Origin of the sequence: Portibacter lacus, assembly GCF_021533215.1 — a bacterium.
GTDB classification, from domain to species: domain Bacteria; phylum Bacteroidota; class Bacteroidia; order Chitinophagales; family Saprospiraceae; genus Portibacter; species Portibacter lacus.
In genome coordinates, this window is sequence record NZ_JAJNKA010000002.1 from 308,078 (window position 1) to 330,592 (window position 22,515).

Annotated in this window: 22 protein-coding genes; 9 read left to right on the top strand and 13 right to left on the bottom strand. The window is 37.1% G+C overall.

Features of this window, described 5'->3' with window-relative positions; translation table 11 throughout:
• Positions 1-75: 75 nt before the first annotated feature.
• Positions 76-528, bottom strand: coding sequence for a DUF2141 domain-containing protein (locus L2586_RS03735; protein ID WP_235291445.1), 453 nt, complete (start codon positions 526-528; stop codon positions 76-78).
• A 120-nt stretch (positions 529-648) separates the two neighbouring features.
• Between L2586_RS03735 and L2586_RS03740 the strand changes: the two genes are divergently transcribed.
• Complete coding sequence (locus tag L2586_RS03740) at positions 649-1,884, top strand: DEAD/DEAH box helicase (RefSeq protein WP_235291446.1); 1,236 nt, start codon at positions 649-651, stop codon at positions 1,882-1,884.
• 26 nt (positions 1,885-1,910) lie between these two features.
• On the opposite strand, the gene L2586_RS03745 is transcribed toward L2586_RS03740, so the two are convergent.
• Positions 1,911-2,723, bottom strand: coding sequence for an Omp28-related outer membrane protein (locus L2586_RS03745; protein WP_235291447.1), 813 nt, complete (start codon positions 2,721-2,723; stop codon positions 1,911-1,913).
• Positions 2,723-4,444: a DUF6029 family protein gene (locus L2586_RS03750; protein ID WP_235291448.1), complete on the bottom strand. Its 1,722-nt coding sequence runs from the start codon at positions 4,442-4,444 to the stop codon at positions 2,723-2,725. Before L2586_RS03750 ends, L2586_RS03745 begins: the two co-directional genes overlap by 1 nt.
• Before the next feature lie 70 nt (positions 4,445-4,514).
• Between L2586_RS03750 and L2586_RS03755 the strand changes: the two genes are divergently transcribed.
• Positions 4,515-4,997, top strand: a complete 483-nt coding sequence (locus L2586_RS03755; protein ID WP_235291449.1) for a TlpA family protein disulfide reductase — start codon at positions 4,515-4,517, stop codon at positions 4,995-4,997.
• A 32-nt stretch (positions 4,998-5,029) separates the two neighbouring features.
• Here the strand turns inward: L2586_RS03755 and dinB are convergent, their stop codons facing one another.
• Positions 5,030-6,100: a DNA polymerase IV gene (gene dinB / locus L2586_RS03760; protein ID WP_284284415.1), complete on the bottom strand. Its 1,071-nt coding sequence runs from the start codon at positions 6,098-6,100 to the stop codon at positions 5,030-5,032.
• A 200-nt stretch (positions 6,101-6,300) separates the two neighbouring features.
• On the opposite strand from dinB, the gene L2586_RS03765 reads away from it, so the two are divergent.
• Positions 6,301-6,564, top strand: coding sequence for a hypothetical protein (locus L2586_RS03765; RefSeq protein ID WP_235291451.1), 264 nt, complete (start codon positions 6,301-6,303; stop codon positions 6,562-6,564).
• A 2-nt stretch (positions 6,565-6,566) separates the two neighbouring features.
• Here the strand turns inward: L2586_RS03765 and L2586_RS03770 are convergent, their stop codons facing one another.
• Both L2586_RS03770 and nadB read right to left on the bottom strand, forming a co-directional pair.
• Positions 6,567-7,331, bottom strand: a complete 765-nt coding sequence (locus L2586_RS03770; protein ID WP_235291452.1) for an alpha/beta fold hydrolase — start codon at positions 7,329-7,331, stop codon at positions 6,567-6,569.
• Complete coding sequence (gene nadB, locus L2586_RS03775) at positions 7,332-8,933, bottom strand: L-aspartate oxidase (RefSeq protein ID WP_235291453.1); 1,602 nt, start codon at positions 8,931-8,933, stop codon at positions 7,332-7,334.
• Between the two features lie 62 nt (positions 8,934-8,995).
• On the opposite strand from nadB, the gene L2586_RS03780 reads away from it, so the two are divergent.
• Genes L2586_RS03780 through L2586_RS03790 form a run of 3 tightly spaced genes read left to right on the top strand, consistent with a single transcriptional unit; the run spans position 8,996 to position 11,987 of the window.
• A complete protein-coding gene (locus tag L2586_RS03780) occupies positions 8,996-10,111 on the top strand; it encodes a tRNA-queuosine alpha-mannosyltransferase domain-containing protein (RefSeq protein WP_235291454.1) in 1,116 nt (371 codons plus the stop codon).
• Positions 10,108-10,884 (top strand): class I SAM-dependent methyltransferase, encoded by a 777-nt coding sequence (locus tag L2586_RS03785; RefSeq protein ID WP_235291455.1) that lies wholly within the window; start codon positions 10,108-10,110, stop codon positions 10,882-10,884. Before L2586_RS03780 ends, L2586_RS03785 begins: the two co-directional genes overlap by 4 nt.
• Complete coding sequence (locus L2586_RS03790; protein ID WP_235291456.1) at positions 10,881-11,987, top strand: glycosyltransferase family 4 protein; 1,107 nt, start codon at positions 10,881-10,883, stop codon at positions 11,985-11,987. The genes L2586_RS03785 and L2586_RS03790 overlap by 4 nt, the downstream gene beginning before the upstream one ends.
• Positions 11,988-11,990: 3 nt before the next feature.
• Here the strand turns inward: L2586_RS03790 and L2586_RS03795 are convergent, their stop codons facing one another.
• Both L2586_RS03795 and L2586_RS03800 read right to left on the bottom strand, forming a co-directional pair.
• Positions 11,991-12,455 carry a hypothetical protein gene (locus L2586_RS03795; RefSeq protein ID WP_235291457.1) on the bottom strand — a complete coding sequence of 155 codons (465 nt, stop codon included), beginning with the start codon at positions 12,453-12,455 and terminating at the stop codon, positions 11,991-11,993.
• 72 nt (positions 12,456-12,527) lie between these two features.
• On the bottom strand, positions 12,528-13,754 hold the full coding sequence (locus L2586_RS03800) for a prolipoprotein diacylglyceryl transferase (RefSeq protein ID WP_235291458.1): 1,227 nt from the start codon (positions 13,752-13,754) through the stop codon (positions 12,528-12,530).
• 154 nt (positions 13,755-13,908) lie between these two features.
• Between L2586_RS03800 and L2586_RS03805 the strand changes: the two genes are divergently transcribed.
• Positions 13,909-14,472, top strand: coding sequence for a PorT family protein (locus tag L2586_RS03805; protein WP_235291459.1), 564 nt, complete (start codon positions 13,909-13,911; stop codon positions 14,470-14,472).
• Positions 14,473-14,524: 52 nt separating this feature from the next.
• Here the strand turns inward: L2586_RS03805 and L2586_RS03810 are convergent, their stop codons facing one another.
• The 4 genes from L2586_RS03810 to L2586_RS03825 all read right to left on the bottom strand — a co-directional run bounded on the left by L2586_RS03810 (position 14,525) and on the right by L2586_RS03825 (position 19,312).
• A complete protein-coding gene (locus L2586_RS03810; RefSeq protein ID WP_235291460.1) occupies positions 14,525-15,772 on the bottom strand; it encodes an NAD(P)/FAD-dependent oxidoreductase in 1,248 nt (415 codons plus the stop codon).
• A 13-nt stretch (positions 15,773-15,785) separates the two neighbouring features.
• Positions 15,786-16,787 (bottom strand): 4-hydroxyproline epimerase, encoded by a 1,002-nt coding sequence (locus L2586_RS03815; protein ID WP_235291461.1) that lies wholly within the window; start codon positions 16,785-16,787, stop codon positions 15,786-15,788.
• Entirely contained in the window at positions 16,787-18,334 is a 1,548-nt protein-coding gene (locus L2586_RS03820; RefSeq protein ID WP_235291462.1) for an aldehyde dehydrogenase (NADP(+)), read from the bottom strand. Before L2586_RS03820 ends, L2586_RS03815 begins: the two co-directional genes overlap by 1 nt.
• A 66-nt stretch (positions 18,335-18,400) precedes the next feature.
• A complete protein-coding gene (locus L2586_RS03825) occupies positions 18,401-19,312 on the bottom strand; it encodes a dihydrodipicolinate synthase family protein (protein WP_235291463.1) in 912 nt (303 codons plus the stop codon).
• Between the two features lie 121 nt (positions 19,313-19,433).
• Between L2586_RS03825 and L2586_RS03830 the strand changes: the two genes are divergently transcribed.
• Positions 19,434-20,267 (top strand): AraC family transcriptional regulator, encoded by an 834-nt coding sequence (locus L2586_RS03830; RefSeq protein WP_235291464.1) that lies wholly within the window; start codon positions 19,434-19,436, stop codon positions 20,265-20,267.
• A 38-nt stretch (positions 20,268-20,305) separates the two neighbouring features.
• A complete protein-coding gene (locus tag L2586_RS03835; RefSeq protein WP_235291465.1) occupies positions 20,306-20,827 on the top strand; it encodes an RNA polymerase sigma factor in 522 nt (173 codons plus the stop codon).
• A 249-nt stretch (positions 20,828-21,076) separates the two neighbouring features.
• On the opposite strand, the gene pyk is transcribed toward L2586_RS03835, so the two are convergent.
• Positions 21,077-22,510, bottom strand: a complete 1,434-nt coding sequence (gene pyk / locus L2586_RS03840) for a pyruvate kinase (protein ID WP_235291466.1) — start codon at positions 22,508-22,510, stop codon at positions 21,077-21,079.
• Positions 22,511-22,515 lie beyond the last annotated feature (5 nt).

A 22,515-nucleotide genomic window follows, 5' to 3' on the forward strand; every position in this document is an offset into this window, starting at 1 on the left:
ATTAGGTAAATGTTTTACTTAATCACCGATTGCTTAGTTATACAAAATAAGATAAGTATTAGAAATTGGCGCAGATTACCATTCTTGCATGTCGATGGTCATTTCTGTATCTTGATTTCCACCGTGCTCGAACAAGACCTCATTAAACTTAGGGGCTCTTCGTTTCACAACATAGTTAGTGGAAAACCCGAATGGCTCTTTTGGAACACCCATAAAGTTGGTGTCGAATTTTCGATTGCCATTTACATCCTGAAATAATGCAATGGCATATTGACCAGAAGGAACATCTTCGATAACAATAACTTCTTGACCATTCTCTACAGGCTGAATAGCATACTTAAATACTTTCTTGATCTTTCTAAAAGTCTTCTTGCTATCGTAAATACCAACAAGGATTTCACCTTCCATGTTTTCAATATTGGTTACATGCACTACGATATTGCTTTTGTCATTAACGTAAGCTTCCTGGGCTAAAGCCGTAGGATTATTAAGTATTAACTGAATTGCTAGGTATATAATATAAGTCATGTTGATTAGTTTGTTATCATCTATCTAACAAAATGAAATTATTTTGGTTCGAAAAGTCATCTTTTGGATTATTTATAAAGTGTTTTCGTTTGATATCAATTTTATTGGCATCTTTGCAAAATGAAATTTACAGAATTAGGATTAGCAGATGAGATCATTGAATCCATCGGCTACATGGGATTTGAAGAAGCAACACCGATACAAGAGTTATCTATTCCTATTATTATGAATGGGGATGATATTATTGCATGTGCTCAGACAGGTACAGGTAAAACAGCAGCTTTTATCCTTCCTACTTTGCACAAGCTATTCACGAATCCAAAATCTGAGGTTACGAGAGCCTTAGTCATTTGCCCTACTAGAGAACTTGCAATTCAGATAGATAAGCAAATTCAAGGTTTCACCTATTTTCTAGGCTTGCATTCTATTGCAATCTATGGAGGAGGTTCTGGGAATGATTGGGTTCAAGAAAAAGAAGCGTTATCACAGGGGGCAGATATCATCGTTTCCACTCCTGGAAAATTAATTTCTCACTTGAATATGGGATATGTGGATTTCAGCCAGGTGGAATTCTTCATCATGGATGAGGCGGATAGAATGCTCGATATGGGTTTCAAAGAGGATATCGATAAAATTGCTTCTTTCCTACCAGCATCGAGACAGACTTTAATGTTTTCAGCAACGATGCCTACCAAGATTAGAGAACTTGCTAAGAAAACACTAAAAGATCCTAAACAAGTTAATATTGCCATTTCTAAACCAGCTGCGGGAGTTCTTCAGGCTGTATACTTGGCACATGAAAATCAAAAACTAGGTTTGATTACGAGATTGATCAGAGATAAGCCTAACTATAAAAGAATCATCGTTTTTACTTCTAGAAAGAAGAAAGTTACAGAAATCGTAAGAGCATTAAAAAGTGAAAAATTTAATGTAGAAGGAGTTTCTTCTGACTATGAACAAAGCGAAAGAGAGGCTGTAATTGCCAATTTTAAAAGCTTAAGAACTAGAATCGTTGTCGCTACAGATGTACTTTCTAGAGGGATTGATATTAAAGACATCAATCTTGTAATCAACTATGATACGCCTTCTAATGCTGAGGATTATGTTCACAGAGTAGGTAGAACGGCACGAGCTGACACAACCGGTGTGGCCATTACTTTTGTGAATGAAGACGACATGCAAGATTTCAATGAAATAGAGCAGTTGATCGATATGGAAATCATGAAACTTCCACCGTTTCCAGAATTAGGACCTGGACCTACATGGAATCCTAACGCGCGAAAAAAGAAAAGAAGTTTCGGTGGTGGGAAAAACAAGAAACACAGCGGAAAAAAAACTTGGAAGAAGAAAAAGTAGCGAGTAGATTTTACCAGTAGTCTAGGCTACAGTGGAAGCTTCGCAATGCTTGCTTGAAGTACTTCTCCACCGTCTTCTACTTTATGTACAAATACGACCACTTCGATATCTTCCTCTTTCCACAAGAATTCGTCTTCAGGAAGAGTGAAATTATACACTTTATTTACGACTTCAGACAATCCTAGTGAAGTCGCTAATGTTTCACCATCAAAAGGCGTAAGCATCGTTCTTAGCACATGATTATGATGGAATTCCTCGATGACTTCATTTAAGTCTTCTTGAGCATCAATAATATTATTTTCTAAGATCATAACACTGATCTTTATAGCGCCATTGATCTCTGTAAGTCCTACTACTCCCGCATTAACCGTTAAGTTCCTATTTTCATATTCCAGATCAAGCGCGATAGTCACCAATGGAGGTATCATTAATTGATCTTCCACATAACCATTCCACAGATCTGCCGATTGAACAACCGCCGAGCTTTCTCCTTCAGGGACTGCACGATTAATTAAGGCCGCAGGCTTCGATGTTCCCGGTGCCAATGTCATTTCTAATTGTTTCGCGAAATCATTTCTGAAATCAAATTTGCTCTCTTTCGTCGGCCATGATAGAAAGAAGCCATGAATTCCGACAGGGATCACCAAGTCTCCATATCTTTCCTTTATAGCCTCCACTTCCGCAGTTCCCTTAGGACAATTCGGACAACTCACTCCTGTCATTTCTTCTAGCAACACTACTCTATCTGATTCAATTGCTTCGAATTCTGGCACCTTGATAATGTTGCGCTCACAAGCACAGAACATTAAAATAACAATAAATATCGCCAGCTTTTTCATTAGAATAATGAGTTTACTTCAAATTTAAATCCGCTAAATGCAGGCTCCAACCTACAGACTCCTCCAGTACACACAACGCCTTCTACTTGCTTTACATAACGCAAGCCATACCTTGATTGTTTCCAGATATAGTAGACACCCGATGTCGGATAGAGGATTTTTCCACCTGCACCTTCTGGAATATTTGGATTTCCTGTATTAGGAATAATATTATACATGCCTGATAACTCAAACCTCCAATGTGGTGCCAGTCCTAATTCTGCTAATAAATATACCCAAGAACCATAATCCTGTTCTGTCGACATATATTGCGCTTCTACTTTGAGCGAGTTTCTTCTTGTAAACTTATACAGCAAATCCACATATGGTGTCCAGGTTTTTACAACCGGAGTAATGTTTTTAGGCTTCCCTTCATATACGGACTGGTTATAAATCTGCCTCTGAAGCCCGAAGTGACTATCGAATTTCCTGTTCGGTTTATATTGAAGGTCAATGTAAAACTCTCTGTATAAATTTTCGTTCTCAAGAGTATTCACATTAGACGTATTCACATTCAATGTATATTTCTTATTGATTTTATACTTTACATCCAGTTGGAATGCTAATTCGCTTGTAAACTGTGTTGCCGGATTATATCTACTTGTCAATCGATAGGACGTGATATGATTCATCGGTGGCAGGAATCCTATGAGCCCATTATTCAGAAGAAGTGTGGGATCTATTCTAAAATCAAAATTCTCGGTTCTTTTGCCCTCTAGCGTTATTCCTAATCCTTTCTTTGCATAGGAAAGTGTAGAATAAAAAACGGTTCCTGCCCTTTTCAGGTACCGACCTTGAGATTTCACACCCGTAATCTTGGTCGTTTCTTCATTAGGATCGAAGGAGACTTCTGGTAATTTATAAGCGCCCTCGAAGTACCAAGAGAATGCTTTATAATTAAGACTGTTATAAATACTTAATGCTTGGGAATGAAAGGTAAATTGTTCTATTCTTTCATCATCGGTATAATTTCTTAAGATCGAGATCAACTTGTCTACACTTCCATCCGATAATCGCTTCCCTGTAAATCCGATTCCAGGGACTATTGAAACGGGATTATCTTCTCCCATTGACATAAAACCTTCTACTTTTCCTCCGTATACAAGTCCATCATAGCTGGAAAAGAGATATCGTTGCTTTCCAGCAAAAGTAGTTACTTTCCATTCGTCATTAATATCATAGGCGAGCTGAATTCCTTTCAGCGCATTATCTATTAATAAAGGTCGCTCTTCATATGCTCGATATATGATTCCGCTACCTATTTGATTATAGATTCCACCGATTCTGACATCTAATTTTTTGTATTCCGTTTCCAGATACCATAAGCCAAGTCCCCGATCGGTATACGATGAAGATGGGTTCAATAAATTAGAATTGTGAAAAAAATCGAAACGAACGCCACCTCGCCATATTCCAAAATCAGCATTGACATTAAGCCAAGCATCTGCACCTAGTGGCATGCCTTCATACTGAGGAGTATTCGCTGCACCTATTTTCGCATCCTTGATAAAGTAATTCAATGTACCTTGAAAAGCGCCATTAACCTGAACCTTATCAGGTGACTGCGCTGCAAGGCTCGTCGTGAAACCAAGGATAAAAAGCAAGAAAAACTGAATTCTTAAGGACATATTCACCGTTAAGGTTGCGTTAATTCCAGTTTGGAATTGAATTTGTATAGGCAAAAGTATAGTTTTGTATAGAAAGTGATTTAAAATTAATTCAATATTTCACTTCAACAGTAAATTTAAGAAAATGAAAATTCTATTTGTCCTTCTTACCACATTAATGATTGGTTTCACAATTAACGATAGTACTAAATTCCCTGAGGCGCAATTAAAAAACATGGAAGGTAAGACTGTCAATGTACAAGATATCACATCTAAGAATAAAAAAACGATCATTAGTTTTTGGGCAAGTTGGTGCAAGCCATGTAAGTCAGAAATGGATGCCATTGCGGAATATTACGAAGAGTGGCAAGAAGATTATGAAGTTGAGATGATCGCGGTAACGATCGATAACGCAAGAGGACTTGCGAAAGTACCTGGAATAATCGCCTCTAAAGGATGGGACTATACCTTTTTATCAGACACCAATCAGGCATTAAAGAACAAGTTGAATTTCCAGACCATTCCACAGACTTATATCGTGGATCAAGATAATAACATCATTTATTCTCACAATAGTTATTCACCAGGTGATGAGCTAGAGATAGAAAAAGTACTAAAAGGCAAGTAATCAAGTCTTTTCAACTATTTTTTCTCATTCCTTTAGAATCCTAAATCCATTTGTTTAGATTTCGGATCATCTTGATTGTCAAGGTTGGACATTCCCACGCCTAATAATCTGACGGACGGAATTTCCTGTTCTAACTGCTCAAAAAGTTCAACAGCTGTAGTTTCTAATAAAGCTCCATCATTGGAAAACTCCTTAAATGTTTTGCTTTTAGAAAAAGTAGTAAAATCAGCTAGTCGTACTTTAATATTGACAGTCCGCCCTTTTATTTCCATTTTCTGAAGCGTTTCCGCAACCTTAACAGAGAGTGATTTCAATTCTTGTATCATGTCATGACGATCGCTGATATCTTCGCGAAACGTATTTTCAACGGATACCGACTTTCTCTTGCGGTCTGGATCAACTGGCCGATCATCGATTCCTCTTACAATATCGTAAAACTGCGTTCCCATTTTCCCAAAGTGCATGCCTAGCTCCGACCTCGTATATTGTTTCAGATCAGCCCCTTTACTAATCTTCATTCGTTCCATTTTCTTGGCGGTAGCTTTTCCTACTCCATGAAAAGTGTTAATATCTAGGTTATCTAAAAACCGCTGTGCGTTTTCAGGTAAAATTGCAGTCAGCCCATCAGGCTTATGATAATCAGATGCTACTTTCGCTAAGAATTTATTATATGAAATTCCTGCTGAAGCGGTCAACTGAGTTTCTGCTTTGATGATCGCCTTTATATCTTTGGCTATTTGAATAGCAGACTCGATACCTTTTTTATTTTCTGTGACATCCAGATAAGCCTCATCTAATGATAGCGGCTCTACTAAATCAGTGTATTCATAAAATATATCTCTAATCTGCTGAGAAATTTGCTTATAAACTTTAAATCTTGGAGGGACCACAATAAGTCGTGGGCACTTCTTTTTCGCAATTCGCGTGGACATCGCCGACGAAACTCTAAATCTTCTTGCTTCATAACTAGCCGTAGCAATTACACCACGAACTTTGTCATGCCCGCCAACCGCCATTGGCTTACCTCTCAAACTCGGATCGTCTCTTTGCTCCACGGCAGCAAAAAAAGCATCCATATCTATGTGTATTATTTTCCGTTTTATAACGTTATAGTTTTATCTTTGAAAGAACAAATTAGCATGATTTAATTTATTAAGTCAATTTTTACGCTGATTTGTTAACAAAATAAACCTGAGAACTATTAATTAGAGAAAACCACAATAATCCATAGGTGGAAGTTAGGGAAAGCTTGTCCTTTACAATATATAATAAAGCGAAAACTAACTTTTACAAAATAAACCCAATGAAAGCAATGCCTACTATTAAAAAACATTTAATCTCTTCGAAAGAACATACCCCAGTGTATGCTTTGGAGAACCTAACGATGCTGAGGATGAATCTTCCCAAAGGCAACTGGTTAGGCGTCATAGAAAGAAAAATAGACCGTTTGAGAATTTTAACGACTAACGGTGAAGGTTGGATAAGCACAGAAGATGTTGCAGAACCTAATCAATTTGAATTTAAAATATTCCATGATTCGAACGGTATGTTACAATACGGAATCTAATATTATTCAGCTACAAACCTCATAACCTGCTTGACCAATTCATCTCGATTATCTGCATGAACCCAATGTCCCGCTCCTGCAATAGAAATTAATTCAGCTTTAGGAAATACTTTATGGATCAATTCCATGTCATCTGGCATGATGTAATTAGACCGTTCTCCTTTGATAAACAAAGTAGGTCCATCATATTCTAGATTCGTTTTGGATTCTTCTATGATGGTATTATAATTTTCAGATATCGATGACAGATTCATCTTCCATTTGTAACCTCCCTCCTTTCTCCTGCTAATATTTTTTAGAAGAAACTGTCTAACTCCTAATTCATCTACTGATTTCGCTAAGTATTCTTCCGCCTCAGTCCTAGAGCTCACTTCAGCAATAGGGACAGATTCCAATCCCTGAAAAATTAGTTCATGTCCTGGCTTATAAGCCTTAGGTCCTATATCCACGACAATTAACTTATCTACTAAATCAGCTTCAGTTAATGCCAATTCCATTGCCACTTTTCCTCCCATAGAATGCCCCATGATCGTTGCCTTATGAATCCAGTTCGCTTCCATAAAATCCCTCACATCTTGGGCCATGAGTTCTATACTCCATTCCTCCGAATGAGGAGACTTTCCATGATTCCGAAGGTCGAGCAAGATGACCATATATTCTTCGGCTAATAATTTAGCTACAGATTGCCAATTATCAAGCATTCCGAATAATCCGTGCATTATAATGATCGGATCTCCTTCGCCAAGTACTTTACTATTTAATTCCATCTACATGATCGTTGTTTCCAGATATTCAAATTGATCTGGGTAATCCGTATTAAAATGAAGTCCTCGACTTTCTTTTCGACTTTGCGCTGATTTAGTTACTAAATAACCAATGGTAATTAGATTACGCAGCTCACATAATTGCGGTGATAGAATGGATGAATTATATAATTCTTCTGTTTCAGAGTATAGTAAGTATAGTCGATCCATTGCACGTTTTATCCTTACATCTGTCCTAACAATCCCCACATAACTTGACATAATTTCTTTTAGCTCTTTCCAACTCTGTGTAATCAAGACCATCTCATTCGGCTCTGTAGTGCCCTGAGCATCCCACTTCGGAATACCATCGATAAATGATATCTGATCTATAACATTCTGAACATCTTCATTAATGCGATGAGCAAATACTAAGCCTTCTAACAGTGAGTTCGAAGCTAATCGATTAGCTCCATGCAGCCCAGTACAAGTACATTCTCCCGCAGAATATAAATTTTTAATTGAAGTTCTTCCCATTTCATCTGTTAGAATCCCACCACACATATAGTGACAAGCTGGTACTACTGGAATGAAATCTTTCATAGGATCGATTCCAAGACTCATACATTTTTCATGTATCGTTGGAAAATGCGCTATAAATCCTTTCTTATCTAAGTGTGTACAATCTAGAAATACATATTCATCTCCACGTACTTTCATCTCATTATCTATGGCTCTCGCGACAATATCCCGAGGTGCTAATGATAACCGATCATCATACTTCTGCATGAACTCCTTACCGTCTTTCGTTCTAAGAATCGCACCAAATCCTCTAACTGCCTCTGAGACTAAGAAATCTGGGTTTTCACCAGCGGGATTATAAAGTGCTGTCGGATGAAATTGCACAAATTCCATATTAGCAATTCGCCCTTTGGCTCTATAAAACATGGCAACTCCGTCCCCTGTTGCGATCGTAGGATTTGTGGTATTTCTGTATATCTGACCAGCTCCTCCTGTCGCTAAAACCGTAACTTTTGCTTGCCAAGTTTCGATTTCCTTATGATCCTTATCCATCATATAAGCACCATAACATTCTATGTCGTTATTAAGTCTTGTAATGTTTCGACCTAAATGGTGCTGAGTTAATAAGTTAATGGCGTAGAAATTCTCTAGTATTTTAATATTACTATAGCTTGCTGCTTTCTCATTAATTGCTCTTTGTATTTCTGCTCCTGTAAGATCCTTATAGTGGAGAATTCGATATTCTGAATGACCACCTTCCATTCCCAAGTCATAATTCCCTGCTTTGTTTTTATCAAACCTAGTCCCCCACTCGATGATCTCCTTTACACGTTCTGGACCTTCTTCCACCACAATCCTCACAATTTCTTCTACACATAATCCATCACCAGCATCTAAGGTATCTTCGATGTGCTTCTTATATGAATCTACATCATGATCCCAGACAGAAGCAACTCCTCCTTGCGCATATCTAGTATTGCTCTCTTCCTTAATTGTTTTCGTCGCAACGGTAATGGAAAGATCTGATCTTTGCATTGCAATTTTAATTGCTAGTGTCATCCCTGCAACGCCACCACCTATGATTAATACGTCTGTTTTATGCACTGTATCTTTTTTATTTTTGCTAATATAAAGGATGAAGTTATGAAAATGGATAAATTTAAGATATGAATATTCTTGTTGTTGAACCTTTTTATACGGAAAGTCATAAACATTGGTTAGATCACCTCATTCAATACTCCACTCACAACATTAAAAAACTCACTTTAAAAGGATTTCACTGGAAGTGGAGAATGCATGGTGGTGCGGTAACTCTTGCATCTGAATTTTTGCAAATGAATTTCATTCCCGAACTCATCATCTGCACTGACATGCTTGATCTTAGTGTATTTCTTAGCTTAACTAGAAACAAAAGCCAAGGTATACCTGTCGCTCTTTACTTCCATGAAAACCAACTTTGCTACCCTTGGAGTCCTGATGATCAAGATGTTTCTCTGAATAGAGATCGCCATTATGCCTTCATCAATTATACTTCTGCACTATCTGCTGACCAGATCTATTTTAACTCCGTGTTTCATAAGAATCAGTTTATTAAGGATTTAGGTCAATTTTTAAGCGAGTTTCCAGATTATAAGAATTTAGCTACGATTGCAGCAATTGAGAAAAAGTCTGAAGTGCTCTATCTGGGAGTAGATTTACAAAAATTTGATCGCTATAAAAATGATTCTCAAAATAAATTGCCTGTTCTCTTATGGAATCATCGCTGGGAATATGATAAAAACCCGAATTTATTCTTTAATACTTTAATCGAACTAAAAAATGAAGGTTACAAATTTGAATTAATTGTCTTAGGAAGATCCTACCCTAGAGAACCAGATATATTCAAGACAGCTCAAACTCAACTTGCTACTGAAATTATACACTGGGGTTATGCCGAAAGTTTTTCAGATTATGCAAGGTTATTATGGGCGGCTGACATTGTTCCGATCACATCAAATCAAGAGTTCTTCGGAATTTCTGCTGTAGAGGCCATTTACTGTAATAATGTTCCACTTCTTCCAAATAGGCTATGTTATCCAGAACATATTGCTGATTTGAAATGCTTCTATAATACGACCGCAGAATTCAAGAAAAGCTTGGAATTACTTATCCGTTCGCATGGATCTTACCCAAAAATTGACCTCAATAAAATAAAATCTTACGATTGGTCGCATCAGATTATCCGATATGATGATGCTTTTTCCGTCCTTTCTTCTAATTTTGCACAAAATATTATCGATTGAGCGAGGAAGCTAAAACATATAATCCGGAGACTTATTGGTCCGAAGTTGGAAAAAGAATTCAACAACGTGGCGATGGCAATGTAGTTGCAGGAGACGACACCCCTTATTATCGTTATAAGCGAGAGCGATTTTTAGAAATGCTTAATAGTGTCAACTTTAGAGATAAAAAAGTAATGGAAATCGGTCATGGACCTGGTGGAAATCTAGCAGAAGTATTGAAACATAATCCAAGTCAACTGACAGGAGTGGATATTTCTGACACCATGATTTCTCTTGCAAAAGAAAATCTGGGAACAGATAAAATTGAATTTTATAAAACAGATGGGATGACTATAGGTTATCCTGACCAATCACAAGAAGTCGTTTTCTCAGCAACCGTATTGCAGCACAATAGTGATGAGGAAATGATGAAAGCGATGTTTAGAGAAATGTTACGTGTTTCTAGTGACCAAGTCATTATTTTCGAAAGGATAGAAAAGCAGCTCAAAGGAGACGATTTATGCGTAGGAAGACCTTCTAGTTACTATGCCGCCGTAGCAGAGAGCGAAGGATTCAAGTTAAAAGAAGCTACTTTTATCAATATTCAAGCGAGCTACTTGGTATGTGGAGCAATTCGAAAGTTATTCAATCCGGGAAGCCGTAAAGAAGGAGAAAAGCTAAATGGATTTTCTGTTTTCATGCAAAAAGCAACTTTACCGATTACGAAGGTATTAGACAAAGTTTTTACCGCTAAGCGAGATCTCGGAAAGTTAGTTTTCGAACGTACATCATGAGAATCGCTGTAAATACCCGTGTTTTGCTTAAAGGCAGAATGGAAGGTGTGTGCAGGTACATTCATGAAACGACCAAAAGAATGGTTCGTAATCATCCAGAAGATGAATTCATCTTTCTATTCGATAGGACATTTCATCCGTCATTTATATACGGACCGAATGTTACGCCTGTAGTGATACCTCCACCGACCAGAGATCCGATCTTATGGAAAATCTGGTTCGACTTTTCAGTACCGAGAGCTTTAAAGAAATACAATGCTGATGTCTTCTTATCAGGAGACACCTATCTAAGTATGAAAACGGAAGTTCCCACCGTTCTAATTTCCCATGATATTGCTTATGCTCATTTTCCAGAACACTTACCTAACCGAGTGCTAAAATATTACCAGAATAACTTCCCCGACTTCCATCAAAAAGCTGAGCAAATTGTAGCTGTTTCTTCTTTCACCAAGGATGACATTATCTCAGAATACAACTTAGAGTCTTCTAAGGTGTCTGTTGCATACAATGCCACACCAGATGGGTTTTCTCCATTTACGGAGGATGAGAAAAGATTAGTTAGAAAGAAACATGCTGGAGGATCACCATTTTTCATATATGTAGGTTCCTTACATCCAAGAAAAAACATTGGAAACTTAATCAAAGGGTTTCTCGAATTTAAGCAGAAAAACAAGACACATAAATTGATATTGCTAGGTCGGAAAGCTTGGAATTTCGAAGAATATGAAAAGATGATTGATGCATCACCAGACATCATATTTTTGGATGGAAACCAGTTTGATCCCAGAGAAGTTCTGCCTGCAGCTTCAGGTCTAGCTTACATATCTTTGCACGAAGGATTCGGTATTCCTATATTAGAGGGAATGAGCGCTGGTGTTCCTGTTATTACATCTAGTGTCACAAGTATGCCAGAGGTCGCTGGCAAGGCTGCTATTTTAGTCAATCCTAATTCGACTTCGGAAATTGCATTCGCTTTACAAGAAATAGCGGATAACGATCAATCAGAAATGATCAAGAAAGGCTTTGAAAATACTAAGCGATTTAACTGGGATAAGAGTGCAGCTACTATTTATGATGCCATTAAAAAGACTCAAAAGAAATAGTCTCTAATTATTAAGTTTTTCTATCACTTCTAAAACTTCTGCTGCATAATCTTGAAGATACTCTGGGTTTGATTCTATATCGGAATCCACTTGCCATTCTTTCTTATCTGCTCCATCGAAATATCTCAGCAAAATAATATCTTGATCTACACAACCAGGACATCCAAAACTCATTTCGGTCGTTTCTTTCAATTTGTCTGGAATATCTTGATATAATTTTAATGCTTCTTCATATTTATCTGTAGGAAGAGGATCGCTTTCGAATACTAAGTCATCACCTGGAAGATATCGATCCATATCATCTGCATACAACTTTCCGCCTTCTATTTTGAATAAGGTAGTACAATTGCTAGCGCAAAATCCATTAAACTTTCCAAAAACTAAATACTCATCGTTCTCTAATTTTGCTGCTTTTTCACAAGACCAGATAAACATTGACAATCCAAGAAATAGAATGATCTTTTTCATAATAGAGGTTTATACTACATAAGACGAAATTCAAGCCCATTTCGTTGGTTCGAAAACGAAAATAATTGCAACTTATTCTCGCCGAACTCCAAATTTTCTTAGATATAACACGCCGGCTATTCCAATAAAAAACAAACCTAGTCCAATGAATTGAGACATGGACCAATTAACGCCAAGTATATTGTAGTGTTCATTTACTCTAATCGCTTCTATAAAAAATCGTTCGATTCCATTGAAAATTAAATAAATGAAAAACAACATGCCTATGATTTTTACTCTTTTTCGGATCACCCAAAGAATGATAAAGATTATGGAGGCAAGTACAGCTTCATAAAGTGGTGTTGGAAAAACAGCTTTCACCAACCTGGTACAATGCTCAGGGATCTGCCCTCCTGCTGCAACTAGTCCACCACAATCTGGAATTTGCTCTCCGCCATAAAAAGTATTTCCAGTCACTGGATCTGTATTCATACTATTAATCACATTATGAGGATAATCATAAGCCCATGCCCAATCAGGAAGAATAAACCATCCTGGCTTAGCAAGCTCATTCACAATTCCCCAGTCACCATCACCAGAAAACTGACAACCTAACCGCCCGACTGCATATCCAATAATCAAGGAAGGCGCAACGGCATCCATCATGTATATCGGCTTAATTCCTCTTTTTTTCACATAAAAATAAACCACTATAAATGCTAGAATTAATCCGCCATATATCGTTAGCCCGCTTCCAGATATCAACTGCCCTATTGGATCTTTTAAAAAATCCTCCATGTTCTCCAAAATTGAAAATAACCTTGACCCAATAATTCCTGAAATGGCAGCAACAATCGTAATATCAGGAACGCGCTCATGCGGCATCACAATTTTCTCTATCGTCTTAGGCTCGATTAACTTGTCTTTATGTAATTCATAAAATCTCCAAGACCCTAAAATTAAAAGACCAAGAACTCCTCCGATCCAACTTCCTGTAGTTGATAAAACCACTCCTGCGGCATCAACTTTAAATTCTGCGAAATTATTAACCACATAAAGTATCTTGAACCCCAAAACAAACCCAAGTAGCGCACTTAATAGAATCGGCATCAATTCTGGTCCTTTTCCAACTACTTCCTTTTCCTTTATACCTTCGAATATCCCTTCTTTTTCGTATCGCCTAAACTCAAGATAAAGCACATAACCACTGACTACAACAGCAAGTGTCAAAAACAAACCAAAGGTCTGAATGACAGAAAAAGCATTATCTACAGGAGTGCCGAAAAGGTCATGTAGAATGTAAGATAAGTCAGGATACATAAATTATTTTTTGTAAATTATGATGTAAAAATAGCAAATGCATGACATAAGTGGCATAGAATATGCCCTACATGTAGGTGAGCGGAGATTTTTAAACGTCTATAGTAGTAGTTCCCCCTTTGAACCACTTTATTTTCCGCTCAAACTATAATTTATGAAAAAATTAGTGGCTGCCCTTTTCTTGGTTTTTATTTGTACTCTTTCTTATGGACAAGGAGGAGCTAAAATATATACTGGGCTTACTACATTAAACAATACAAATACGAATATAACTGGTGAGGGTTTATCTCATTACGGATATTCTGTAGGTATTCGTGCCCGCCTAAAAGATGGCTCTTTCGTGGCAGGTCCTGGATTCAAATACACCAGGTTTTCTATGATGCCTTCTTCGAATGCAAACTTTTTCAATAAAGAAGAGAACTACCACTTGCTTTCTATGCCTTTTAATATTGGCCTTGAATATAGATTAGCATATATTCTCAAGTTAAGAATGTATACTGGTGCAGATGCTCATTACTTTTGGAAAATCGACAAAAACGCAAGAGACATCAATTTCGATTATGTCAATGATTATTTTTTCGGCGCCCACGCTGGAATTGGAATAGATATATACTGGATAACATTAGATGTGACCTACGAATATGGACTTTCTAATGCGCACAAGTATGATGATTCTAAGTATAATTGGTTAACTTTTACTGCAGGATTTTTCTTCTAAAACTTTAACGTGCGTTAAAGTTAATTCTCTTGCAAGAAGTTAAGATCAAGATCTACCGTTCTATCTTCATTAGTTCTACTTCAAGAGAAGTAGGCAATCCAAGAAGGATTTCACTGACTAATTTCCCAGTTCCAGGTCCTAAGCTCATGCCCATCATTCCATGTCCGGTTGCAACTGTCAAGTTATTCAACTGACTAGACCTTCCCACATACGGAACACCGTCAAAACTCAAAGGCCTATATCCTGTCCATATTTGTTGCTGATCTGCTGGCAGAGATGTCTTGATCTCAGGAAAATATCTTGGAACTGCATCTAAAAAACCTTGCACTCTTTTCTTGTTAATACCAGTAGAAATTCCACTAATCTCAAGTGTCCCCGTAATTCTTAAGTCACTCGCCATAGGAGTAATCGCAACTTTTTCATCTGTAAGGATGGAAGGAATAGAGGGTTTTAGGTCAATGTTTTTCTGCGTAATTGAATATCCTTTTCCATCTTCTAAAAGTAATTTAACACCTAATTGCTTTAAGATTTTCCAAGACCATGTTCCAGCTGTAACCACTAGTTGATCAATGCTTCGTATTCCACCGTTATCTAATCTGATTTCCTTTACCTTATTATTTTGAACTACACCGCCGACGACTCGGTCCTGAATAAAGGTAACACCCTTGCTTTTCAACAGGCTAATCATTTCACTCATGAAACGATTAGAATATAAATGCGCATCTCCTGGATAATAAACTCCACCTAATACCTCTATCTCTACATTTGGATTCAATGCTTGAACACCTTGCTGATCCAAAATCTCTACTTTTAACCCAAGCTGTTCAGCATGTTCGGCGATTTCAACCTCTTCATTTTTGCTCTTTTCGTTCTTATAGAGCATCAGAAGTCCTTGTTCCTTGAAATCAAACTCAAGCTGTTCTTCCTTATAGATTTTCTTATATTCTTGCTTACTTAGCTCGTTATATTGCCAAATCAGTTTTTGACTATTTTCAACATGTGCCGTATTACAAGATTTATTAAACCTCCACAACCATTGTAAGAGTCGGAGGTCCATTCTAGGTCTTATGTAGAAAGGACTGGAGGAATCAAACATCCACTTCATCCCTTTCGCTATAATCCCAGGAGAAGCCATCGGCATAAAATGCGAAGGCACAACCATCCCCGCATTTCCATAGGAAGTCCCTGCATCACTGAAGGTTGGATCTATGATTTCAATTTCAAAACCTGACTTTTGTAGGTAGAAAGCGGAACAAATCCCATTCACTCCTCCGCCAATAATTGTTACTTTTTTGCTCATATCAATTAAAAACCTATACTACCTGAAATCCATAAGCATAAGGATCATCTTCGTCATCAATTAATATGGTATTGTACCCTGTTATGCGAGCCCAACCTTCTATTCCTGGATAGATTGCTTCGTAAGGACCACATTTTGTCCTACCTTCTATCGTTCCTATAAATTTACTCCCGATAATACTCTCATGAATAAAATGATCGCCTTCGGAAAGTTTACCTTTTGCAGCCCACTGAGCCATTCTTGCACTCGTTCCTGTTCCACACGGTGAGCGATCTATCGCTTTATCTCCATAAAACACTGCATTCCTTGCTGTAGATTCTGAATCTAATGTATCACCAGTCCACAGCAAATGACTTAATCCATTAATCTTAGGATCTTCCGGATGAAGGAATTCGTATTTCTCATTGAGTCTTTGTCTAATAATCGGGCTCCATCTAATTAAGTCTCCTGCCGTATAATCTTGAATACCTGAAAAGTTTTCATGCGGGTCTACAATGGCATAAAAATTTCCACCATAAGCCACATCTACCTTTAATGTTCCTAGATCTGGACATTCGACGACTAAATTTTCCTTGTACAGAAAGGATGCTACATTGACCAACTTCACTGACTTCACCTTTCCACCTTCTTCGCGGTACGTAATTTTTACTAATCCAGCGGGAGTTTCAATATTGAGCTTTCCCTTAACTTTAGGAATCACAAGTCCTTCTTCTATTGCAATCGTAACTGTCCCAATGGTGCCGTGACCACACATCGGCAGGCAACCTGAAGTTTCAATAAATAGAACAGCAATATCATTCGCTGGATCAGATGGTGGATACAAGATACTTCCAGACATCATATCGTGTCCTCTCGGTTCAAACATTAATCCCTTCCGTATCCAATCAAATTCCTTCAGAAAATGCATTCGCTTTTCGCCCATATTCTGCCCTTCTAAAAGAGGACCACCTCCAGCAACTAATCGGACTGGATTTCCGCAAGTGTGAGCATCAACACAAAAGAACTTCTTTTTCATTATTTATATTCACCATTTTCTAATCTCCGAATACCAAGTGGATTTGCTTCTTTCAATGCATCTGGCAGCAATTCATCTGGAAATCCTTGGTAACATACAGGTCTCACAAATCTATAAATGGCATTACCACCTACGGATGTAAATCGCGGATCCGTAGTTGCTGGAAAAGGTCCTCCATGATTCATCGCTTCGCATACAGCGACACCAGTTGGCATGCCATTAATTATTATTCTTCCTACTTTGCTCGCAGCTATTTCCAATAAATCATTGGCTTTAATTATCTCATCTGCTTCGCCAATAATAGAAGCAGTTAACTGACCTTCCATTTGAGAAGCTACCTCCTTCATTTCACTTTGATTTTCACAAACCACCATAATCGTAAAAGGGCCAAAAACCTCTTGGCTTAGTTTTGGATTTTTGCTATAATCAGCATAACTAACCTCTAGTAGGCACGGGTGTGCACTAAGAGACGCTTTATCATCATCGATCTCAATGTATTTAATCTTCACCCCGCTTTCCTGAGATTTAGAATACTTCGCTTTATTATAATTAGCATGAATACCTTTGTTCAGCATGGTAGCAGCTTGCAGTCTGCTGAACGCATCAACTAATTGATCTGAAAATGCAGTTAGAAATTCATTTCGTTCAACAACAATAATTCCAGGGTTAGTACAAAATTGACCTGCACCTAGATTTACTGAAGAAGCAATTGCTTCAGCCCACGAAGTTGTTTTTTTCTCCATCGCTTGAGGCAAAACAAAAATCGGATTCACGCTCCCCATTTCAGAAAAAACAGGTATAGGGTGAGGTCTTGACTGCGCTAAATCATACAGTGCTTTTCCTCCTCCATAAGATCCTGTAAATGCAACAGCTTGCACATCTGGATGCTTCACTAGATAACTTCCAAGTTCATATCCAGCACCATTTAAGGATGAGAATACACCATCTGGAAGTCCACATTCTATCGCTGCCGCCATGATACATTCTGCTACTAAATTGTTAGTTCCTAGGTGTGACTCATGCGCCTTAACAATAACCGGACATCCAGATGCTAATGCTGAAGCAGTATCACCACCTGCAGTAGAAAATGCTAGTGGAAAATTACTTGCTGTGAAAACAACAACAGGGCCTAGCGGTTGTAAGCACTGACGAATATCTACATCACCTCGATCTACAATAGCATTCACCCATGATCCTTCTTCTATTTTATCTGCGAAAAATCGAAGTTGACCACAAGTCCTTCCTCGCTCTCCAGTAACACGACCTTCAGGAAGGCCACTTTCTGCAACAACTCTATCTATAAGTTTCGAAGAAAGCTTTTCAATATTATCAGCAATAGTCCTCAAGAATAAGGCTTTCTTTGAACTTGGCAAGTTCGCATATTCACGAGCAACAGCTTTCGCTTTTTGAATTGCCTCATCAGCCTCTTCAGTTGTTGCTACGTGAAATTCACCTTCTAACTGTTCTTGGTTTTTTGGATTAGACGCTTGAATGGTTTTATCATTTAGCGCGCTAATTTTTTTTCCGATAATATTATATCCGATCATTAATTTAAGTTGGGGTTGTTAAAAAATACCTCATAAATCATATCAATTCATGAAGCTACATACACCTTAAAGATCGAGATATTTGGGTAATTCTGGTCTCGTTTTGAGACTTTTTTCAATAATATCTATTACCCTTTGTCTTTCAGCACCTTGCAAAACCATCCTTGGTGCTCGCACATTTTCGTTCCCCAGTCCCGTGTATTGTTCGGCCAATTTTATATTCTGAACCAATTGAGGATTAATATCTAATTCTAATAATGGCATGAACCATCTGTAGATATTGATTGCTTCTTGGACTCTACCAGCTTTCACTAAATAATAAATCGCACATGTTTCTCTTGGGAATGCAGCAACAAGTCCAGCTAACCATCCATCAGCTCCTAATAACATACTTTCTAATGCCAATGTATCCACCCCACATAGCACTTTTAATCTATCTCCAAATCTATTTCTGATTCTAGTGATATTCGTTGTGTCACGAGTACTTTCTTTAACCGCCTTGATGTTTTCTTGCTTCACCAACCTTTCGAAGATATCTAATGTTACTTCTATTTTGTAATCTACAGGATTATTATAAACCAATATTGGCAAGTCGGTATTCTTAGCAATTGTTTCGAACCAAACAGTTGTTTCCTCATCTGTAGATTTATACATCATCGGAGGTAGAACCATCAGGCCATCCGCACCGTTATCTTGAGCAAGTCTCGCAAGACTAATTGCATCTTTGGTGCTACTTTCTGCAATATTTACAATGACTGGAATAGCTCCATTCACGAATGATTTCGTTTCGTTAAGTAAAATCATTCTTTCTTCATGAGTGATCGTACTTGACTCTCCTAGTGATCCACCGATAACTAATCCATTAATACCAGCCTCAACTTGAGCTTTTGTATTATTATTAAAAGCATCTATATCTAGAGATAAATCTTCTTTGAATTTTGTTGTGATCGCTGGAATCACACCTTCCCATTTAACCATAGTTTTTTTTACAAATTTATAGGTAATGATCAAATAGAAGTATTCAATAATTGACTATTTCTTTGCATATTTTACCCTTATAACCATATTTTTTCACAATCTTTAGTGCAAATATGCAAACATGAAGGTTCTGCCATTTACTATTCCGAAAGTAAAAAAAGCGTCTTTTGTGATTCTTGAAGAAAAATTAGAGCAGTTCTACCCACATCTTCATCGACATCAAGAGATTCAAATATGTTGGATTAAAAAAGGGAAAGGAACCCTAATTGTACAAGCAGATATATTTCCATTTGTTCAGGACGATGTTTTCATCATTGCTTCTAATAGGGCTCATTTATTTAAAAATGAAAACTTGAAAGGTGTGGAGACTTTAAGTCTGTTCTTCAGTCCAGATCCGAATACTAATTTATTAATGAGTCTTCCTGAACTCGAAGACATCATGCTGTATTTCCAGGGAATTTCCTCATGCAACAAACTCGACAAAAGTGTAATTGCATTTCTAGAAGAGCTACAAAATAAGGACTCATTGAACGGATTACAATTGTTTATTTCATTACTTAATAGTTTAGATGGGAAATTACCTATGGAAAATATTTCATCAGAGATCTATTCAGAAAAGTCAGAACATAAAATGAAAGTAATCATGGAGTACACTATGAAACATCTTCATCAAGAAATAGAAATTAAAAAGATCGCCGATCAAATCAATTATACGCCAGAATCATTCTGTAGATTTTTCAGAAAACGCACTGGAAGAACCTATATTAATTATCTAAATGAATTAAGAATTACCGCTTCATGTCACCAAATCATTAATCAAGAGGTGACTGATATTAGAAAAATCGCATTTGATTCCGGATTTAATAATGTCAGCCATTTCAATAGGGTTTTCAAGCATTGGAAGGGATGTTCTCCTCTCCAATTTAGAAAAGCATATTATTTAAATTTCAAATAGTCCAATAATACTGCTATATTTCACTTTTAATTTGTGATTTGAAACATTTACAGAGAAATATTAAGCAGGAATGCAATCCAGTAGTGGATATCTTTGAAAAACACTACAATACTTTAATTTTCTTCGGAAGAAACTTAGGGGCAGATAAGGTATTGATAGAAGATTGCATTCAAGATCTATTTTTAAAATTCTGTGAAAATGAGTCCTTAATTCTAGGAGCTCACAATCCTCAAGCTTACTTAAAGTCCTCATTGCGCAGAGAATTGCTCAAGAAAATGGATAAAAAAGTAACACACTTAGACGCATCGGCAAATGTATTAGAAATATCAGTTCCTTCTTATGAAGAGTTGCTGATTAACCAACAAAGTTCACTTCAAGAATCATTAAGTGTTAAAGAAGCACTTTCTCAATTGTCTAAAAGTCAGAAGACGATCATGACTATGCGATTCTATCGTTCTATGTCATATGAAGATATCGCTGCTAAACTTGGCATTACTAAGAGAACGGTCTACAATCAAGTTCATGATGCCATGAAAAAAATGAAGGCTAATTTTAGCTAACCACTCGCTACATTGACAATTATCTAATAATTTTTCATAAAAAATATTCTTCGCTCACTATCTCTTATTCAAAATTTAAGAAACGACATAAAATAAAAATGTGACACCTCTATCTTATGAAAAGATAAAAAGTGTCACAGTTATATTATATAATGAGTAGATAAAGTATGTTATCGACAGAAATCTTAAGTCAGCCGCATCGCACTTATGAAATTACAAATCTACAAGTATCAACATCATTAACCTACCTTAGACATGCGTTACTTTAAGCATGTTCGTTCTACCTTTCTCTCTTAAAGGCATCGTTCCTGTATTTACGAGAACATCACCCTTCTTAACAGTACGATTTTCTTTAAGAATATTGCTTAAGTCTTCGATTGTTTCATCGGTTGTTGTGAACTTGTCATAGTAGAACGTTTTCACTCCCCACACTAAATTCAATGTATTAAGGATTTTCTCTTTTGCTGAGAAAATAAATATTTTACTCGCGGGTCTATAACTTGAAATCTTAAAAGCAGTATAACCAGAAATTGTTAACCCAACGATTCCTGATGCTCCTAGGTCTTCAGCCACTTTGGCTGCATTCAAACAAATGGTATCAGAAAAGAATGTTTCTGACTCTGGATTAGGTTTCGGTCTCTTTCCAGTCCATTCATAATTCTTTTCTGCTTCCGTGATAATCTTATTCATTGCTTCTACTACTAATGCAGGGTGTGCGCCCACAGAAGTTTCACCACTTAACATTACAGCGTCCGTTCCATCTAAGACTGCATTCGCAACATCTAGGATTTCAGCTCGTGTAGGATTAGGATTCTTAATCATACTGTCCATCATTTGGGTCGCTGTAATTACTGGCTTACCTTTTTTGATACACTTATTAATAATCATTTTCTGGAGTGCAGGCAATTTTTCCATAGCAACTTCTATCCCTAGGTCTCCCCTTGCAATCATGATCGCATCCGAAGCCTTGATAATTTTGTCTATATTTTCAATAGCTTCCGGTTTCTCAATCTTAGAAATAAGCTTAGCAGAAAAACCTTTTTTATCTATTATACCTCTTAATTGCTTTACATCAGCAGCTTTCCTAACAAAAGATAAAGCTATCCAATCTACAGCATCTTGGGTACATATATAATCAAGGTCTATTAAATCCTTCTCAGTAAGACATGGAATCGAAACACTAGTTTCTGGTAAGTTAACTCCTTTATTAGAAGAAAGTCGTGAACCATAAAGCACTTTCATTTTAACGGAATCCACTCTATTGCTTTCCACTACTTCCATAATCACATTACCATCATCCAGCAAAATCCTTTCTCCAGGATTCGCATCTATAGGAAATGTCTTGTAACTAATAGAAACTCTTTCGCTATTTCCGAGTACATTTTCATTGACGAATAAAATTTCATCTCCTTTTTTAATAGGGAATCCATCATTTTCTATTTTTCCAATTCTAATTTTCGGTCCTTGCAAATCAGCTAGAATACTGACATGTATATTATACTTCTCTCTGATTTCTACTATTCGGTCTATAACTTCTTTATGTTGTTCATGTGTACCATGTGAAAAATTAAGTCTGAAGACATCTACGCCCGCTTTTATTAATTTCTTAAGCATTTCGGGACTGCTACAAGCGGGTCCTACTGTTGCTACAATCTTTGTATTTTGATGATCTGTTATCTTCATATTGT

What these genes read in the sequence shown, in the direction of transcription:
- L2586_RS03770 (WP_235291452.1), bottom strand. Translation starts at nt 7,331, where the DNA reads ATGGAATTAAATAGTAAAGTACTTGGCGAAGGAGATCCGATCATTATA.
- L2586_RS03805 (WP_235291459.1), top strand. Translation starts at nt 13,909, where the DNA reads ATGAAAAAATTAGTGGCTGCCCTTTTCTTGGTTTTTATTTGTACTCTT.
- L2586_RS03830 (WP_235291464.1), top strand. Translation starts at nt 19,434, where the DNA reads ATGAAGGTTCTGCCATTTACTATTCCGAAAGTAAAAAAAGCGTCTTTT.
- L2586_RS03790 (WP_235291456.1), top strand. Translation starts at nt 10,881, where the DNA reads ATGAGAATCGCTGTAAATACCCGTGTTTTGCTTAAAGGCAGAATGGAA.
- L2586_RS03745 (WP_235291447.1), bottom strand. Translation starts at nt 2,723, where the DNA reads ATGAAAAAGCTGGCGATATTTATTGTTATTTTAATGTTCTGTGCTTGT.
- L2586_RS03765 (WP_235291451.1), top strand. Translation starts at nt 6,301, where the DNA reads ATGAAAGCAATGCCTACTATTAAAAAACATTTAATCTCTTCGAAAGAA.
- L2586_RS03815 (WP_235291461.1), bottom strand. Translation starts at nt 16,787, where the DNA reads ATGAAAAAGAAGTTCTTTTGTGTTGATGCTCACACTTGCGGAAATCCA.
- L2586_RS03800 (WP_235291458.1), bottom strand. Translation starts at nt 13,754, where the DNA reads ATGTATCCTGACTTATCTTACATTCTACATGACCTTTTCGGCACTCCT.
- L2586_RS03735 (WP_235291445.1), bottom strand. Translation starts at nt 528, where the DNA reads ATGACTTATATTATATACCTAGCAATTCAGTTAATACTTAATAATCCT.
- L2586_RS03820 (WP_235291462.1), bottom strand. Translation starts at nt 18,334, where the DNA reads ATGATCGGATATAATATTATCGGAAAAAAAATTAGCGCGCTAAATGAT.
- L2586_RS03825 (WP_235291463.1), bottom strand. Translation starts at nt 19,312, where the DNA reads ATGGTTAAATGGGAAGGTGTGATTCCAGCGATCACAACAAAATTCAAA.
- L2586_RS03810 (WP_235291460.1), bottom strand. Translation starts at nt 15,772, where the DNA reads ATGAGCAAAAAAGTAACAATTATTGGCGGAGGAGTGAATGGGATTTGT.
- L2586_RS03780 (WP_235291454.1), top strand. Translation starts at nt 8,996, where the DNA reads ATGAATATTCTTGTTGTTGAACCTTTTTATACGGAAAGTCATAAACAT.
- L2586_RS03740 (WP_235291446.1), top strand. Translation starts at nt 649, where the DNA reads ATGAAATTTACAGAATTAGGATTAGCAGATGAGATCATTGAATCCATC.
- L2586_RS03755 (WP_235291449.1), top strand. Translation starts at nt 4,515, where the DNA reads ATGAAAATTCTATTTGTCCTTCTTACCACATTAATGATTGGTTTCACA.
- L2586_RS03795 (WP_235291457.1), bottom strand. Translation starts at nt 12,455, where the DNA reads ATGAAAAAGATCATTCTATTTCTTGGATTGTCAATGTTTATCTGGTCT.
- pyk (WP_235291466.1), bottom strand. Translation starts at nt 22,510, where the DNA reads ATGAAGATAACAGATCATCAAAATACAAAGATTGTAGCAACAGTAGGA.